Raw genomic sequence first — 13,954 nt, forward strand, 5'->3', positions numbered from 1 at the left:
CGATCAGGCTGTCTTGTTGTCGTTGTCTTTGTTGCCGTTGTCACCGGCGCCACTCACCTCGCCGAACGTGTCGCGCTGGAGTTGCTGGACCATGGCCGTCGCCACGCGCTGGTCGTTGGGATCGATCCTGGCGATGTCGCCGGCCACGTTCTTCTTCTCGTGATCCTTCATGAGGCTGGCCGCAATACCGATACCGCCGCCCTGGGCGATCACGTCGCCGATCTGCTCGGCCATCATCCCGCGCCAGATCTCGCCGGTCGTGCCCTTGCCGTAGACTTCCTCGCTGTCCGAAGGCAGCATCGACTTGACGAAGTTCTGCAGCACCATGGCCTCGAACTTGCGGTAGGTGGCGGGAACCTTGTCGGATGCGGCGGCGCCTGCCGCAGAAGCCGTGGTGGTCAGGGCCGAATCGCGGTTGAGGATGCCGACGGCGGCGCCGAACCCGTTTCCGGCATCGGCGAGACTGGTCGCCTCGAAGCTCGCGCGCTGCGACTTGAGCCTGGTCTGCGCCTCGTGGACCGCCGACGGATCGGCGGCGCGGACGACATCGAGCACGAGATCGCTGGGGGGAGAAATTGCCACGGTCAGTTGCCTCTCGGGTATCACGCGGCTGCGGCCGCCCTCATGACGGAACGCCAGCCTGTTCATCGCGAAGACCCCGCACCGCCGGCTCTGCGGAGCGGTCTGCTCCATCGGGCGCTCGGCTTTCCGGCAGGGGTTCATCCCTCGTCTTGGTTCGGATTATGGGCGCTCAACCTTACGGGAGGCTGATCACTCGGACGTGATCCCCAAAACAGGACAAGCGCTGTTCTTCCGGGAAAGGATGACAGCGGAAATCCATAAAAATAAGCAATATCAAATATATAAAGTATCAGTCCGATTGCGGTCGCCTCTTCAGCCGCCGCGATCCTTTCCATAGGCGACATGCTGGTCGATGAGATCATAGACCGCGTTGTCCGCGTCCTCGCGGTCTTCCAGGTCCCGTGCGTCGTGCATCTGCTCGGCCAGCCGATCGGCCTTGGTGCGTTCGCGCACGATTCGCATCTCGTGCATCTGCTGAACGCCGGCCAGCATGATGTCCTTCTGCCTGAGCTTGCCGATCTGGGCGGCATAGATGTCGGAGAAACCGCGGTGGACCGGGTTGAGGGAGACGATGGCGGCGGCGACCGCATCCATCGTCTCGGCCACTTCCTGCCGTTGCTGCGTCGCCAGCGCGAGATCCATTTCGGCCATCTGCTCCAGATGCCGCTGGACGGCCACGAGACGCTTCAGCTTGTCGGAACGCTTGACCATCGAAAACCCTCAACGCCCCTCGAACACCGGAACGAAGCCGTTGGCAAAGATCTCCAGCAGGGACGAGACCCCGAAGTAGAGCAGAAACAAACCGCCCGTGATGATGAAGGGCAGCGAGATGAAATAGATCGGCATCTGCGGCGCCAGCTTGTTGATCAGGCCGACGGCAACGTTGAACAGGAGCCCGTAGATGATGAAGGGGCTGGCGAGCCGCAACATGATGCTGAAGGTCTGCACCAGCGTGTCGGTGAGCGTGATCAGCGCGCTTTGCGGATTGAACCCGCCCATGGGAATGGCGGTATACGAATCCACCAGCGCGCGAACGACGACATGATGGAAATCCAGCATGAACAGTGCCATGAGGCCGGCGAAGCTGATCAGGTTCGTCAGCTGGTTTTCCGCCGTGTCCTCGAGCACGTCCTGCGAGGGGGGCGCGTTGAAGCCGATCATCATCGTCAGCGCCGTACCGGCGAACTGCAGGCCGAGCACATAGTAGCGAGTGATCAGCCCGATCACCGCCCCGGTCAGCGTCTCGAACAGGATGAGCTGGATATAGGTGAGCGCTGTGCCTTGCGTCTTCGGATAGATCGTATCCCACAGGATCGGCAGGACGGCGATCGAGATCGCGACGGCGACGAACAGCCTGATCTGCATGGGAAGCCGCGCCGAGGCGAAGCCCGGCAGGAGCATGAAGCAGCCGCCGACACGGCAGAAGGCCGCGAACAGCGCCAGCACCATGCCCTGCGGATCGGTGATCATGAGATCGAGCCGAGAATCTTGATCTCGATGCCCTTCGCAAGCTCGACATGCGACAGGACCGGCAGGGTGGCAAAGAGGCGCTCGATGATCATGCGCACATAAGTACGGGATTCGGGCGAGGTGACCAGCACGAAAGGCGTCCCGCGGTCGAGGAATTCACGGATAACTTTGGTCGCCTGCTCGCTGAACTCTTCCAGTTGCCGCGGATCGATGTCGAATTCCACGACCTCGCCCTTGGCGTCGCGCTTCAGCGCCTGGTGGAAGACCATGTCCCAGCGGTTGCCAAGGCGCAGCACCGGCAGAACGCCGTTTTCGGCTAGGTCGCCGCAGATCTGCTGGGCCATGCGGATGCGCACGTGCTCGACGATCTGCTCGGTCTTGCGGACGTGCGGTGCGAGTTCGGCGACCGCTTCGAGGATGAGGTGCAGATTGCGAATGGAGACGCGCTCGGCGAGCAAAAGCTTCAGCACCGCCTGCAGGCCGGAATAGGACATGTGCGACGAGCAGATCTCGTCGGCGAGTTTGCGGTATTCCGGATCCAGCCGCTCGATCAGGATCTTCACGTCCTTGTAGGAGAGAAGCTGCGGCAGGTTGTTGCGGATGACTTCGGAGAGATGGGTCAGCACCACCGAGACGTTGTCGATCGGGTGGAAGCCCTCGCGGCGGACGTCCTCGGCAAAGGTCTCCAGGATCGAAACGGCCGGCATGCCGAAGGCGGGCTCGCGGATCTCGTCGCCCGGCACGCTCGGCTTGCGGCCGCCGCCGGTGACCACCAGGACCTCGCCGACGCGAACGACGTTCGAGGCGACGGTCGTGCCGTGGATGCGGATATGGTAGGCCTTGTCGGCAATCGAGATGTCGTCGGAGACCTTGATCTCCGGCACCACGAAGCCGTACTGCGTGGCGAATTTCTTGCGCATCTTGCCGACGCGGAAGGCCAGTTCCTGGTGGGCGCCGAGAAGGCGGGTCGACACCTGCTTGCCGAGCAAAAGTTCGATCTCGGCGGTCTTGAGCGCCGACTTGACCGAATCCTTGTCGGCTTCCTTCGTCTGCTGGGCGTTCTTCGCCTCCTGTTCGCGGCGCTGCTTCAGCTCCTGTTCCTGCTGGCGCGGGATCACCCAGCCGCCGAAGGCCATGATGCCGCCGAGCACCATGAAGGGCAGGAAGGGCAGGCCCGGCATGATGGCGAGAAGCACCATCAGGCCGGATGCGACCATCAGCGCCCGCGGATAGCCGCTCAGCTGGTTGACGACGGCCTGGTCGGTCGAGCCCGGCGAACTGCCGCGCGAGACGAGCAGGCCGGCTGCCAGCGACACGATCAAAGCGGGGATCTGCGAGACGACGCCGTCGCCGACGGAGAGCTTGACGAAGACGTCGGCCGCCTCGCCGATTTCCATGCCGTGGCGGAAGTAGCCGATGATGATGCCGCCGAAGATGTTGATCGCGGTGATGAGGAGACCGGCGATCGCGTCGCCGCGGACGAATTTCGAGGCACCGTCCATCGAGCCGAAGAACGAGCTTTCGTCCTCCAGTTCGCGCCGGCGGCGCTGGGCCTCCTTCTCGTCGATCAGGCCGGCGGAGAGGTCGGCGTCGATCGACATCTGCTTGCCGGGGATGGCGTCGAGGGTGAAGCGGGCGCCCACTTCGGCGATACGCGTCGCACCCTTGGTGATGACGATGAAGTTCACCGTGATCAGGATCAGGAAGACGATCAGGCCGATGACGAAGTCGCCGGACATGACGAGGCTCGAGAACCCGGCGATCACGCTGCCGGCCGCATCGTGCCCCTGATGGCCGTGCGAAAGGATGACGCGGGTCGTGGCGATGTTCAGCGCCAGGCGGATCATCGTGGCGATCAGCAGGATAGTCGGGAAGGACGAGAAATCGAGCGGCTTCTGGATCCAGAGCGACACCATCAGGATGAGCACGGAGAAGGCGATCGAAAACGCCAGTCCCATGTCGATCAGGAATGGTGGAATGGGCAGGAACAGGATCGAGAGGATGGCGACGATGCCCATCGCAAAGGCGATGTCCCGGCCGCTCGGAGAAACCTTGGGGATGGAGAGTGAAGGTACCTGTGCCATTTTCGTCCCGTCTCGTCATGAGAGGCGCGGCCCTTTGAGGACCGCAATGCTGCCGGAACGTGTAGCGGGCGAAACTTGCGCGAGGGTGGCAGTCCAGACGAATGAGCGGGCCAGGACCTGAAACACGGCGCGTTTCAGGTCTTTGAACAGGGCATGCCGCCGCCGCGCACCTTGCGCGGCCCATCTGCTTTAGAAGCCGGATTCGATCCGGGAGAAGATGACGTCGCTGAAAATGGAAATCTGCGCCCCGATGAAGGGCGCGGAGATCGCGACCGTGACGAGCACGGCAAGGATCTTCGGAACGAAAGTCAGGGTGACTTCCTGGACCTGGGTCAGCGCCTGGATGAAGGCGATGACGACGCCGACGATCATCGCCGCCAAGACCGCCGGACCGGCCGCAACGATGACGGTCCAGATGGCGGCCTGGGCAATGTCGAGGGCGTCTGCCTCATTCATCAGAGGTTTGCTTCACCTTTACGCCGGGTCCGATGACGAGTTTGTCGCCCGAATCAAGCGTTGCAACGATGCCGTCGGTATACAGGGTAACTTCCTTGACCACACCCGAAATCTTGCCGTCTTCGCTCGTCACCGTGCGGCCGATCACGGAATTGGCTTCCTGTAGCGAGGTGCGCTGCAGCAGGCTTTCCAGATTGGTGTTGGTCTTGATCGTCTGCTCGACCTGCGAGAAGGTCGCGAGCTGCGCCATCTGCGCCGACGCATCCATCGGCTCGGTCGGGTCCTGGTTCTTCAATTGCTCGACGAAGAGCTTCAGGAAGCTCTCGTAGTTCAGCGTCGCGGTCTTGGAATCGTTCGACGACTGGGTCGCGGACGTATTGGGCGTGTAGCCGGCTGCGGCGACGGGCGTTACCATATGGCGATCTCCTTGCGGATATGTTCGACCGTGGCCGGCGTGATCTCGTGACTGTTGAGGATCTTGTCCTCGATCGGGTAGAGCGCGCGGATCGCCTTCAACGCCTCGAAGGCGCGCCCCTGCGTCACCAGCCCGTCGATGCGCTTGAGCTCGGCGAGCACTTCCTCGTTGCGGAAGCAGGAGAGCAGCATGATGACGGACTTGCGGAAGATCGCCGTCGACTGCTCGGCGCCATCCGGGTTGATCAGGATCATCTGGGCGATGAAGTAAAGCTGACGCAACGGCGTCGTCGCCTGTTCGGGCTGGAGAACGTGGTTCTCGAGCAGGAACGTGACGTCGTTCAGGAATTCGAGCGCGACCTTCCGGTCGACCCGCAGTACCGCGCCGTTCACGAAGATGCGCTCACCCGATTTCAGTGAGATCCGCAAGGTGCTTTTCATTTTATTCCATCCCTGATGATGGTTGTTATGTCGATGATGCCCTGGAAATTGGTCGATTCGCGTTTTCGGATGCGGTCGACTTCCCCCAATATCCAGAGGGCGATTGAAATGAGATTGGCGCGCAGCTCCTTGTCGAGCTGGTTTTCGGGGCTGCCGAGATCCTCGACGAAACGGATCCAGACGCGCCGCGTGAAATAGACGGCTTCGATGGTGTCCCTACCGTAGGAGGCGGCCGCCTGCGCCTTGCGCAGAAGCTCGATGGAACGGTCGAGAACCTGCCGCTCGCGGCTTCTGGCGGTCTCGACGCCATCCTCCATGATCTCGACATATGAGAACTGGTACATTTAGACACCCTTCATGTTTGCCATGCGTCTCTGATCATCAGAGATAGTTGACCAGGCTCATGTTCTGGAGCTGGGCGGTCAACGTGTATGCAAGTTCGAGCTGCGTCTGGAGTGTGGTGATGCGGGTCGCGATCTCGTTTTCGTCGATCATCTCGAGACCGTTGATGCTGGTCGTCAGGATGCTGGACTGCGCGCCCAGCGAAATGTTCGCCTGCTCGACGCGCGCCTCGGAAACACCGAGCAGCGAGCGTTCGGAATCCACGCCGGTGATTGCCGAGCCAATGTATTCGAGCGACTTGTCGCTGACCAGCTTGCGCGTTTCCGTTCCGATATTGAGATTAAGAAGTTCGTAACCGATGACCGCTCCGAGCGCGAACTTGCGCATGCCGTCGGTGTTCGCGTTGGTCGAGCTCTGTACCACTTCGGAATTGCTGATGCGGCTCGTCATGTTCTGGTCGGAGGCGTTCGACCAGTCGGTCGCCCACGTGCCCGCGGCGCTCGTGTCCATGAACATGGTCTCGAGCTCGAGGATGAAGCCTTCCATTTCCGCCGGCGTGATGTCGGCGACCTGGGCGTCGTCCTGGGCGAAGGTGAAATAGGTCTGGAACGCCAGGTCGAAGGTCGCCTTGGCCGGAGAGGCCGGGTCGAGGTAGCTGTTCATCGGCATGACGTCGGTGTCGATGCCGGCAAAGAGATACTCGCCGCTGAAGGAGGTGTTCGAAGCGCTGGTGAAGAGCGCGATGGCGGCGCCGAAGCCTTCCTTCGTGCGGTCGAGCTGGTCCTTCGATTCCGTGCCGGTGAGCGCGACGAGGGTTTCCATGACGGTGTTCGCCGCCTCGGAGACCTGGCCCAGCGCTTCCTGCGAAGCTGCCAGGCGCTGGGTCGTCAGCGAATTGGTGCTCTGTAACGACTGCAGCCGCTGCAGGTCGCGGTGCAGGTTGAGCGTGCGTGCCGTCTTCGCGCCGAGTTCCGCCCCCAGATCGGCGTGGCGGAGCGTGACGATCTCCTTCTGCCGGTCCATAAGCTCAGACTGCGCTTCGGAGATCGTCCGCAGCAGCGTGGTCTGCATGGTGATGTTGGACACGAAGGACGTTTTCATTGCCTTACCCTGCTGCCTGGAGGAGAGCGGTCATCATCTCGTCGACGGTCGCCACGAGCTTGGCCGATGCCTTGTAGGACTGCTCGAGATCGAGGAGCAGCGAGAGCTCCTCGTCGAGGCTGACTGCGGTGACGTTCTGAAGCGACGACTGCGTGCGGGAGAGAAGGGCCGCCTTGTCGTCGCTCGCCGTCACTGCGGCACTGCGCAACTGCTCGACCCAGCCGATGGAATTCGTCGAAAAATTGAGGATGCTGGTATTGGTGTCGATGCCGGTTCCGACATCGAAGGTCATGTCCGTGGCGAACGCTGCGGCATAGCTGTCGAGCAGGGTCGAGTAGCTCGCATTGTTGTCGGTGTTCTGGTTCAGGTTGACACCGTCGCGAAGCAGCATCGGGTTGCCGCCCGCAGCCGTGATCAGGTCCGGATTGACGATGATGCTGGCGGCGAGGCCAGCGGTCAGCGTTGCCGGGACGACGTTCGATTCGAGCGGACCGTCCATCCAGGTGAAGAGCCCGGGCAGGTTGTCGTCCTGGAACATCGTGATGACGGCGCGCGCCATCTCGTCGAGCTGGGTCTGGTAGGTGGGCGCGATGTCGTCGCGAAGCTGGAGGAGTGCGGGGATGCTTCCCTGGGCGCTGGTGTTTCCACCGATGCCCGCTTCCACCGCGACGCCGTCTATGTAGATCTCGTTTCCGACGGCGCCTGCAGTATAGGTCGTCGTCGGCGCGAAGGTGACCTCGCGCGGCAGGGTCTCGAACAGCACGGTGCCGTCGCTCGTGTAGAGCGCCATGTCGTTGTTCGCACGCGTCACCGTGGTGAGGCCGATGATCTCCGAGATCTGGCTCAGCAGCTTGTCGCGCTGGTCGAGGGCATCGTTGACGTCGGTGCCGGCCGCCGTCCCGGCCTTGACCTGGTCGTTATAGGTCTTGAAATCCTTGAGCAGCCCGTTGAGTTCGCCGACCGCAAGCGCGATGTCGGCGTCGGCCTCGGCGCGCAACTGCTGGATGTCCGCCGACGAAGAGTTCAGCGCGTTTGCCACGTCAACGGCATTCGCGACCACCGTCTCGGCAAGCGACTGCTCGCTCGGCCTGTCGGCAAAGGTCTGGAGGTTGTCGCGCAGCGTCGCCAGGTAGTTCGAGACGGAGAGCTCGTAGTCGTCGCCGCCGAGCGTGCTTCTGATCCGCGCCAGGCCGGCAAGGGTGGTGTCCTGCGCAACGGACTTGGAGATGCTGAGCAGGTTCTGCTTCTGCAAGGCGTCGTTCTGGGCGCGGGCGGTGTGGACGACGGTGGCACCGCTGGCAGCGGATGCCAGAACGGCGGAACGGCGGTTGTATGCGGTGTTGCTCGCATTGGCAATGTTGTTCGACGCGACCGCCGTCTGCAGCGCCGTGTTCGAAAAGCTTGACTGTGCAATCTTGATTGCCGTTGAAAGCGACATCGTATTCAACCTACCGTTCTATTGCAGTTGCCGTTGCCGTCAGCGTACGAGGTTGACGAGAACGTCCATCAGTTCGGAGCCGGTCTGGAAGACCTTCGAGTTGGCCGTGTAGTTGCGCTGGGATTCGATCATGCTGGTCAGTTCCTCGGCGATATCGACGTTGGAATCTTCCAGCGCGCCCGAGAGGATCGTTCCGTAGCCGCTGTTGCCGGCATAGCCCATGACGACGACGCCGGAGTCGGTGCTCTGCGAGTAGACGTTGCCGGCGAGCGGCGACAGCTTGTCCGGGCTCTGGACGTTGGCCATGGCGATGCGGAACTTGGGAATCAGGTCGCCGTTGTCGTACTTCACCGACAGGACGCCGTCGGCGCTGATCTCGTAGCCCGACACTTCGCTGGGGCCGCTGCCGTTGACGTCGCCGTCCGCACCGAACTCCTTTGCAAGCTGCGTCGTTCCGGCCAGATTGATATCGAGCGCATTGAGGATCGGCGCACCGGGGCCGACCCCGAAAGTCAGGTCGGTGGTGGAGAGCATGCCGTCGGCGGGCGTGACCAGATTGCCCGAGGAGTCGAATTCCAGGGTCTCGTTCGCGAGTGCCGTAACCGCTCCGGTGTCGGGATCGGTGTAGCTCACCGTCAGCGCCCACTCGCCGGCCGTCGCGGTCGTCTCGTAGGTGAAGTCCAGCTTGCGGGTGTTGCCCAGGCTGTCATAGGCGACCAGCGAGGTCGTCTTGCTGTAGGGGTGCGCCTCGTTGGAGGGCAGGTTCACGGCGAGTTCGCCTGCCGTCGACGGCGTTGCCGTGAGCGCCCCGTCGGAGAGGTTGATCTCGGAGAGACCGTCGTAGCCGTTGATAACGATCGTCGGGTCGGCGGTCGAGGAGTACTCGTAGCCCATCAGCTTGTAGCCGGCGGTGTTGCGCAGCGAGCCGTCGGACATCGGCGTGAAGGCGCCGGCGCGGGTCAGGTATTCGACGCCATCGGTACCCTGGACGATGAAGAAGCCGTTGCCGTTGATGGCAAGGTCCGTCGCCGAGGTCGTGTAGGTGAACGTGCCCTGTGCGGAGATCGAGTAGCGGACGTCGGTGGTGACGCCGCCGGAATTGTAGGCCCCGCCTGTCGTCGGCAGGATCAGCGAGGAAAACTGGGTCGAGGCCTTCTTGTAGCCCGTGGTGTTGGCGTTCGCGATGTTGTCGGCGACCGCGCTCAGACGGTTTGACTGGGCATTCATGCCCGAAACGCCGGTTCTCATGGTTCCGTAGAGGCTCATGCTTTGATTCCTCGCTATTCAAATATGGGACGAGAGTATGAGGTGTGCCTTGCGTGAGGCTGTATGCGGGTGACCTTGCGCCACCGCGGCGCTCTGTGCGCAGGCCGCAAAGGCGGCCCGCACGGCAATCAGCTCCAGTCGATGCAGTAGCCGAGGAAACGCTTCGAATCGATCGGATCGAAGCCGAGCTTCTTGCGGAGCTTCTTGCGAAGCTTGCTGATGTGGCTTTCGACCACGTTCTCCTCGACGTCCTCATCGAAGATCCCGTAGATCGCGTTGAAGATCTGCGTCTTCGACAGGCGACGGCCGCGGTTTGCGACCAGGTATTCGAGGATGCGACGTTCGCGCCGCGGCAGGGGGAAGACCGATCCCTCGATCTCGGGATCGCGGCCGTCGGAGAAGACCCGTATCGGCCCGATGTCGGTGAAGTTGGCCAGCGCCTTCAGCCGCCGGCGGATCGCCGCGGCCCGTGCCAGGATCTCGCGCGGATGTACCGGCTTGCGCACGACGTCGTCGACGCCGCTATCGAAGAAGGCGAGCGTCGTTTCCAGCGACGGGGTGTCGCTGACGGCGATCACCGGCGCCTGGGAGCGATCACGGATCGCCCGCGGCAGCTCCATCGTCTGCTGGCCCTGGCCGATCAGGAACGCCTCGACGGCCTCCAGGTCGCTGTCCGCGGCCGAGTTGACCCATTCTCCGAATTCCTTCGGATCAAAGCCTGTCGAGGGCACGCCCTCGCGACCAAAGAGTGAGGTATAGCCGTCCTTAACGAGCTCGCGCTCATCAACCACTACGATCATTCGTCCGCCTCCGAATCAGTGTGGTGCTTCGTTAAGAGAGTGGTACGAATCGGCGGATTCTGCCGCAATTAGATAAAATCATCTGACTTTTTTAATAATTGATTAACCGTCTTGCGGCGATTTGATCTACATCTAGTAGGTCATGCGAAAACTACGACTATTTTGCCGTGGAAAAGTTAACGAAGGCCGGATTCAATTCTTGCCAGCCATAAAGCGCACCCATTGCCGCCACATTTAGGCAGAGGCGCCTTTTTCTATTTACGATTGAATCAATGGCAGAAGGTGCGGGCGTTCTGCGTCCAGCTGCCATAGCCCGTCGCGACCAGGTTCGCGATCACGCGGCAGACATAGCGCTTCTGTGCCGGATCGTTGTTCGGACCGGCATGGTAGCGGGCAACCGCCATGGTCCAGGTCTCGTGCCGGGCATGCAGCTCGGACAGGAAGCGCGCGGCATACTCGACATTGCGGCGCGGGTTCAGCATCGCCGCCGGCGAGGAGAATTCGGAGCCGTGGAAGTGATGGTTGATCTGCATGCAGCCGAGGTCGATCAGCTTCGCGCCGCCAGCCCGCGCCTCGTTGAACCGCTGCAACGCCTCACGTTCGCTATTGGCGAAATAGGCTTTGCCCTCGATGTTCAGTGCATAGGGCTGCAGCGATCCCTTCCGGCCGGTCTCGGCGAGGCCGACCGAATAGAGAATGCCCGCCGGGATACCGTACTTCGAGGCCGCCGAAAGGATTTCGCGCTCGCAACTGCCCGCGGCTGCCTTCGCCTCAGAGAAAGACCCCGCCACCAGAGCCACGGCGCTGGTCATTGCTAGTGAGGCTATCCACCTGGCCGTATTCATGCCCCGGTCCTTCATCGAATACCGTATTGTGACGGGGCTCGCCGCCCTGCTGCCGTCCGCCGCCTTCGCGCGCCTGCTGTTGCCCGGCGAACTGCGCCTGCGAATCCCCCTGCCCCGTGGCGCTGCCGCCGCGATCGGGTGACGGCGCCATCTGGACGCTGACCTGGTCGATGCTGAAGCCGTGGCCGCGCAGCGCCTTGACGATCGCGTCGTGGTCGTCGCTGAGGTTGCGGAAGGCCTTGCCCGTCTCGACCTTGAGATCGACGACCAGCGTGTCGCCCTGCAGCCTCAGCGAGGCCGTGACCGTACCGAGGTCGATCGGCTGAAGCTGGATCTTGAGCGTGTTGACAACCTTGCCAGTCACGTCCGGCGCGCTGTCGAGTTGCTCGGCCAATGCGGCTGCCCACGAGGGATCCTGCGCGATGGCGGCGGTCACGGCCGAAATGTTGCCCTGCTGGGCCAGGCCCAGATACCGGCGCGAATCCAGCACCGCAACAGACTCGATGCCCGGCAGCCTCGTCTGCTCGGAGGCTGCCGAGACCTCGCCCTTGCCGCCGATCGCGATATCGAGAGAGGCCGCCTTTCCGTCCGTGCGCACCAGCCGGAAGATCTGGTCGGTCTCGCCGCCGTCCGGACCGGCCGCCTGCGTTCCTGCTCCGGCTTCACCCTGCGGTGTGCCGGCAGGCAGCGCAACTGCGGAACCCGGCCGGGCGGCCGGGAGGCCGAGCACGGCCTCGGCAGTATCGCCCTCGGCCTGCATCTGCCCCGTCTTGTCAATTTGCATGGCCTGCGCCTGACCGGCTACCGCAGCGATCACCGTGGGCGGCGTCGCTGCTGCCGGCTGGCTCGCCGGTTCCCGCGTCAGCATCGAGAGCAGGCTGTCCATCGCGTCAGCGCCGTTGCCATCCTCGCCGGCATCGCCATTGTCGCCCTCGTCGGTGCCGGCGCCAACCGGCTGTCCGGCCTCGTCGGCGGCGATGACGGGCGGCACGGGGGTCGTCTCCGGTGATGCCGGCAGTTCCGCACCTTCGGCAGGAATGGCAACAGCGCCCGGTACTTCCTCGCCGGGGATCGCCGTCGCCGGGCGTGTCTTGTCCAGAAGTTCCGCCGGGATGCGCTGCAGCAGCGAGACGGGCGCCTGTTCTGCGTCGCCCATCGCCGCCTGCGCCTTCAGGGAGAGCGAGGTCTCCCCGTCCCGCTCCAATCCGTCATCCGCGAGGCTCTTTCGGCCCTGCGACGCCGCGCCCGAACCTCTCGACGAGACGCGGTCGAAGGTTTCGGAAAACTGCCCACCGGTGTCGCCGTCCGCCTTCGCCTTGCCCGCGCCACGGCTCGTCCTGGCCTCCACCTGGCTCAAAGTGCTCGTGTCGATGCTGTTCAACTTCCCTCTCCCTCCAGGAGTTTGTCGATCTCGTCGAGTTTCGATCGGCCCGTCGCGACGAAGCCGTCGAATGCGGGATCGGCCGTCTGCTGCGGCGCCCCATTGGCTGCTTCTTCCGGCGACTGCGGAGCAGAGGTGGCCGGTTCCGGCTCCTGCATCGCCGGTTCGACCGCAACGGCGGTCGGGCTCATGCGTTCGTCTTCGCTTACATTTTCAGCCGGGGCTTGCGCATCCTGGCCGATCGTCAAGTCTGCCGGTTCCGCGGCCTGCACACCGACGGCGAGCTCCGGCGGACGCAGGACTTCCTCGGCGATCCGGCGCGCGGCCTCCTTCAGGGCGCGGTCCTTCGCCGACAGGTCCTCGTCGGGGATCGCCGACAGTTGCTCGATGGCCTGGGTGACATCGGAGGACGAGATGGAGGCAAGGCCGGAATAAAGATCGGCCAGCGTCCTCGGACCCTCGTCACCGTCGCCGGTGAGCGCTTGCGCCCTTTCGGCGGCGACGACCGCAAGCCGGCTTTTCCCGGAGATCGCCGACAGGCGCGCCATCCGCAGATAGACTTCCCGCTGACGCGGCGCGTCCATGAAGGACAGGATTTCCTGGATCGTCTCCTCGCCGATCTTCTCGAAGTTCTCCACGGCGAGCCTGACGAAGAGATCAGCGAACTGGCTCGCATAGGGCGAGTGCAGGAACCTGCGGGCGTAGCGGCTGGCATAGGCGACGCCCTTGTCGACCATACCGTTCTGTTCGGCAACGTAGATCGACCGGCGCAGCGCCGCCTCCTCTACGATCGTGCCGGGAGCGATCAGGCGCGCCCAGTCGAAATAGGCCAGGGCCTGCCGGGGGTCCTTGCGAAGCACCGAATTGGCCGAGACGAGCGCCAGATAGGGCGCGATCTCGAGGTTCCTGTATTCCGGGAAGATCTCGGCGACCGTCCGCGTGCTCGCCGCGCCGCGTCCGCTCACATAGTTGCGCACAGCCTCGGTGATGCGCTGGTCGAAATGGCCGGACACGTCGTTCTTCGCCAGAAGCTCAAGCGTCTGGGGATTGCCGCCGCTCATGGCATAGACCAGCGCGGCATCGACGTTGCGCGGATCGGCAAAGATCGCGGGATCGGCCGTGCGCAGGCGCTCGTCGATGGTCGACAGCATGAAGCGCTGCATCTCCATGGCGGAGTGATCGCCCATCACCACGGTGTCCTGCACATATTGCAGCGAGCGGATCATCTTGTAGGGCGCGAGATCCTCCATGTCCTGGGCATGTGCCGATGCTGCGAGCCCGAGGCCCGCAGCCAGCACCAGAGCGAATGTCGCAAGCCCCCTTGGCGGCCTCAT

At 63.2% G+C, this 13,954-nt stretch carries 15 protein-coding genes; all 15 read right to left on the reverse strand.

What is annotated here, in order from left to right:
- Positions 1–3 precede the first annotated feature (3 nt).
- On the reverse strand, positions 4–582 hold the full coding sequence (locus LQK81_RS15195; protein WP_230807213.1) for a rod-binding protein: 579 nt from the start codon (positions 580–582) through the stop codon (positions 4–6).
- Between the two features lie 312 nt (positions 583–894).
- Positions 895–1,293 carry a hypothetical protein gene (locus LQK81_RS15200; protein ID WP_230807214.1) on the reverse strand — a complete coding sequence of 133 codons (399 nt, stop codon included), beginning with the start codon at positions 1,291–1,293 and terminating at the stop codon, positions 895–897.
- 9 nt (positions 1,294–1,302) lie between these two features.
- A complete protein-coding gene (fliR, locus tag LQK81_RS15205) occupies positions 1,303–2,052 on the reverse strand; it encodes a flagellar biosynthetic protein FliR (RefSeq protein WP_230807215.1) in 750 nt (249 codons plus the stop codon).
- The gene (gene flhA / locus LQK81_RS15210) at positions 2,049–4,136 is read right to left on the reverse strand and encodes a flagellar biosynthesis protein FlhA (RefSeq protein ID WP_230807216.1); all 2,088 of its coding nucleotides are present in this window, start codon (positions 4,134–4,136) and stop codon (positions 2,049–2,051) included. The genes fliR and flhA overlap by 4 nt, the downstream gene beginning before the upstream one ends.
- A gap of 189 nt (positions 4,137–4,325) precedes the next feature.
- The gene (gene fliQ / locus LQK81_RS15215; protein ID WP_183807498.1) at positions 4,326–4,592 is read right to left on the reverse strand and encodes a flagellar biosynthesis protein FliQ; all 267 of its coding nucleotides are present in this window, start codon (positions 4,590–4,592) and stop codon (positions 4,326–4,328) included.
- A complete protein-coding gene (gene flgD / locus LQK81_RS15220) occupies positions 4,585–5,007 on the reverse strand; it encodes a flagellar hook assembly protein FlgD (RefSeq protein ID WP_230807217.1) in 423 nt (140 codons plus the stop codon). Before flgD ends, fliQ begins: the two co-directional genes overlap by 8 nt.
- Positions 5,001–5,447 (reverse strand): flagellar biosynthesis repressor FlbT, encoded by a 447-nt coding sequence (gene flbT, locus LQK81_RS15225; protein WP_230807218.1) that lies wholly within the window; start codon positions 5,445–5,447, stop codon positions 5,001–5,003. Before flbT ends, flgD begins: the two co-directional genes overlap by 7 nt.
- Positions 5,444–5,791, reverse strand: coding sequence for a flagellar biosynthesis regulator FlaF (gene flaF, locus LQK81_RS15230; RefSeq protein ID WP_230807219.1), 348 nt, complete (start codon positions 5,789–5,791; stop codon positions 5,444–5,446). Before flaF ends, flbT begins: the two co-directional genes overlap by 4 nt.
- 37 nt (positions 5,792–5,828) lie before the next feature.
- Positions 5,829–6,890, reverse strand: a complete 1,062-nt coding sequence (locus LQK81_RS15235) for a flagellar hook-associated family protein (protein WP_230807220.1) — start codon at positions 6,888–6,890, stop codon at positions 5,829–5,831.
- 4 nt (positions 6,891–6,894) lie between these two features.
- Entirely contained in the window at positions 6,895–8,328 is a 1,434-nt protein-coding gene (flgK, locus tag LQK81_RS15240; protein ID WP_230807221.1) for a flagellar hook-associated protein FlgK, read from the reverse strand.
- 39 nt (positions 8,329–8,367) lie between these two features.
- Complete coding sequence (locus LQK81_RS15245) at positions 8,368–9,594, reverse strand: flagellar hook protein FlgE (protein WP_230807222.1); 1,227 nt, start codon at positions 9,592–9,594, stop codon at positions 8,368–8,370.
- A gap of 128 nt (positions 9,595–9,722) precedes the next feature.
- Positions 9,723–10,394 carry a transcriptional activator Rem gene (rem, locus tag LQK81_RS15250; RefSeq protein WP_230807223.1) on the reverse strand — a complete coding sequence of 224 codons (672 nt, stop codon included), beginning with the start codon at positions 10,392–10,394 and terminating at the stop codon, positions 9,723–9,725.
- Positions 10,395–10,663: 269 nt separating this feature from the next.
- Positions 10,664–11,206 carry a transglycosylase SLT domain-containing protein gene (locus LQK81_RS15255; RefSeq protein WP_230807224.1) on the reverse strand — a complete coding sequence of 181 codons (543 nt, stop codon included), beginning with the start codon at positions 11,204–11,206 and terminating at the stop codon, positions 10,664–10,666.
- Positions 11,166–12,620 carry a flagellar hook-length control protein FliK gene (locus LQK81_RS15260; RefSeq protein ID WP_230807225.1) on the reverse strand — a complete coding sequence of 485 codons (1,455 nt, stop codon included), beginning with the start codon at positions 12,618–12,620 and terminating at the stop codon, positions 11,166–11,168. Before LQK81_RS15260 ends, LQK81_RS15255 begins: the two co-directional genes overlap by 41 nt.
- The gene (gene motC / locus LQK81_RS15265) at positions 12,617–13,954 is read right to left on the reverse strand and encodes a chemotaxis protein MotC (RefSeq protein WP_230807226.1); all 1,338 of its coding nucleotides are present in this window, start codon (positions 13,952–13,954) and stop codon (positions 12,617–12,619) included. The genes LQK81_RS15260 and motC overlap by 4 nt, the downstream gene beginning before the upstream one ends.

This window comes from Rhizobium sp. GN54, from assembly GCF_021026345.1.
Lineage (GTDB): Bacteria > Pseudomonadota > Alphaproteobacteria > Rhizobiales > Rhizobiaceae > Mycoplana.

Coding starts and splice junctions, on each gene's coding strand:
- LQK81_RS15235 (WP_230807220.1), bottom strand. CDS start 6,890: ATGAAAACGTCCTTCGTGTCCAACATCACCATGCAGACCACGCTGCTG.
- flaF (WP_230807219.1), bottom strand. CDS start 5,791: ATGTACCAGTTCTCATATGTCGAGATCATGGAGGATGGCGTCGAGACC.
- rem (WP_230807223.1), bottom strand. CDS start 10,394: ATGATCGTAGTGGTTGATGAGCGCGAGCTCGTTAAGGACGGCTATACC.
- flgK (WP_230807221.1), bottom strand. CDS start 8,328: ATGTCGCTTTCAACGGCAATCAAGATTGCACAGTCAAGCTTTTCGAAC.
- LQK81_RS15200 (WP_230807214.1), bottom strand. CDS start 1,293: ATGGTCAAGCGTTCCGACAAGCTGAAGCGTCTCGTGGCCGTCCAGCGG.
- fliQ (WP_183807498.1), bottom strand. CDS start 4,592: ATGAATGAGGCAGACGCCCTCGACATTGCCCAGGCCGCCATCTGGACC.
- flhA (WP_230807216.1), bottom strand. CDS start 4,136: ATGGCACAGGTACCTTCACTCTCCATCCCCAAGGTTTCTCCGAGCGGC.
- LQK81_RS15255 (WP_230807224.1), bottom strand. CDS start 11,206: ATGACCAGCGCCGTGGCTCTGGTGGCGGGGTCTTTCTCTGAGGCGAAG.
- LQK81_RS15245 (WP_230807222.1), bottom strand. CDS start 9,594: ATGAGCCTCTACGGAACCATGAGAACCGGCGTTTCGGGCATGAATGCC.
- motC (WP_230807226.1), bottom strand. CDS start 13,954: ATGAGGCCGCCAAGGGGGCTTGCGACATTCGCTCTGGTGCTGGCTGCG.
- flbT (WP_230807218.1), bottom strand. CDS start 5,447: ATGAAAAGCACCTTGCGGATCTCACTGAAATCGGGTGAGCGCATCTTC.
- flgD (WP_230807217.1), bottom strand. CDS start 5,007: ATGGTAACGCCCGTCGCCGCAGCCGGCTACACGCCCAATACGTCCGCG.
- fliR (WP_230807215.1), bottom strand. CDS start 2,052: ATGATCACCGATCCGCAGGGCATGGTGCTGGCGCTGTTCGCGGCCTTC.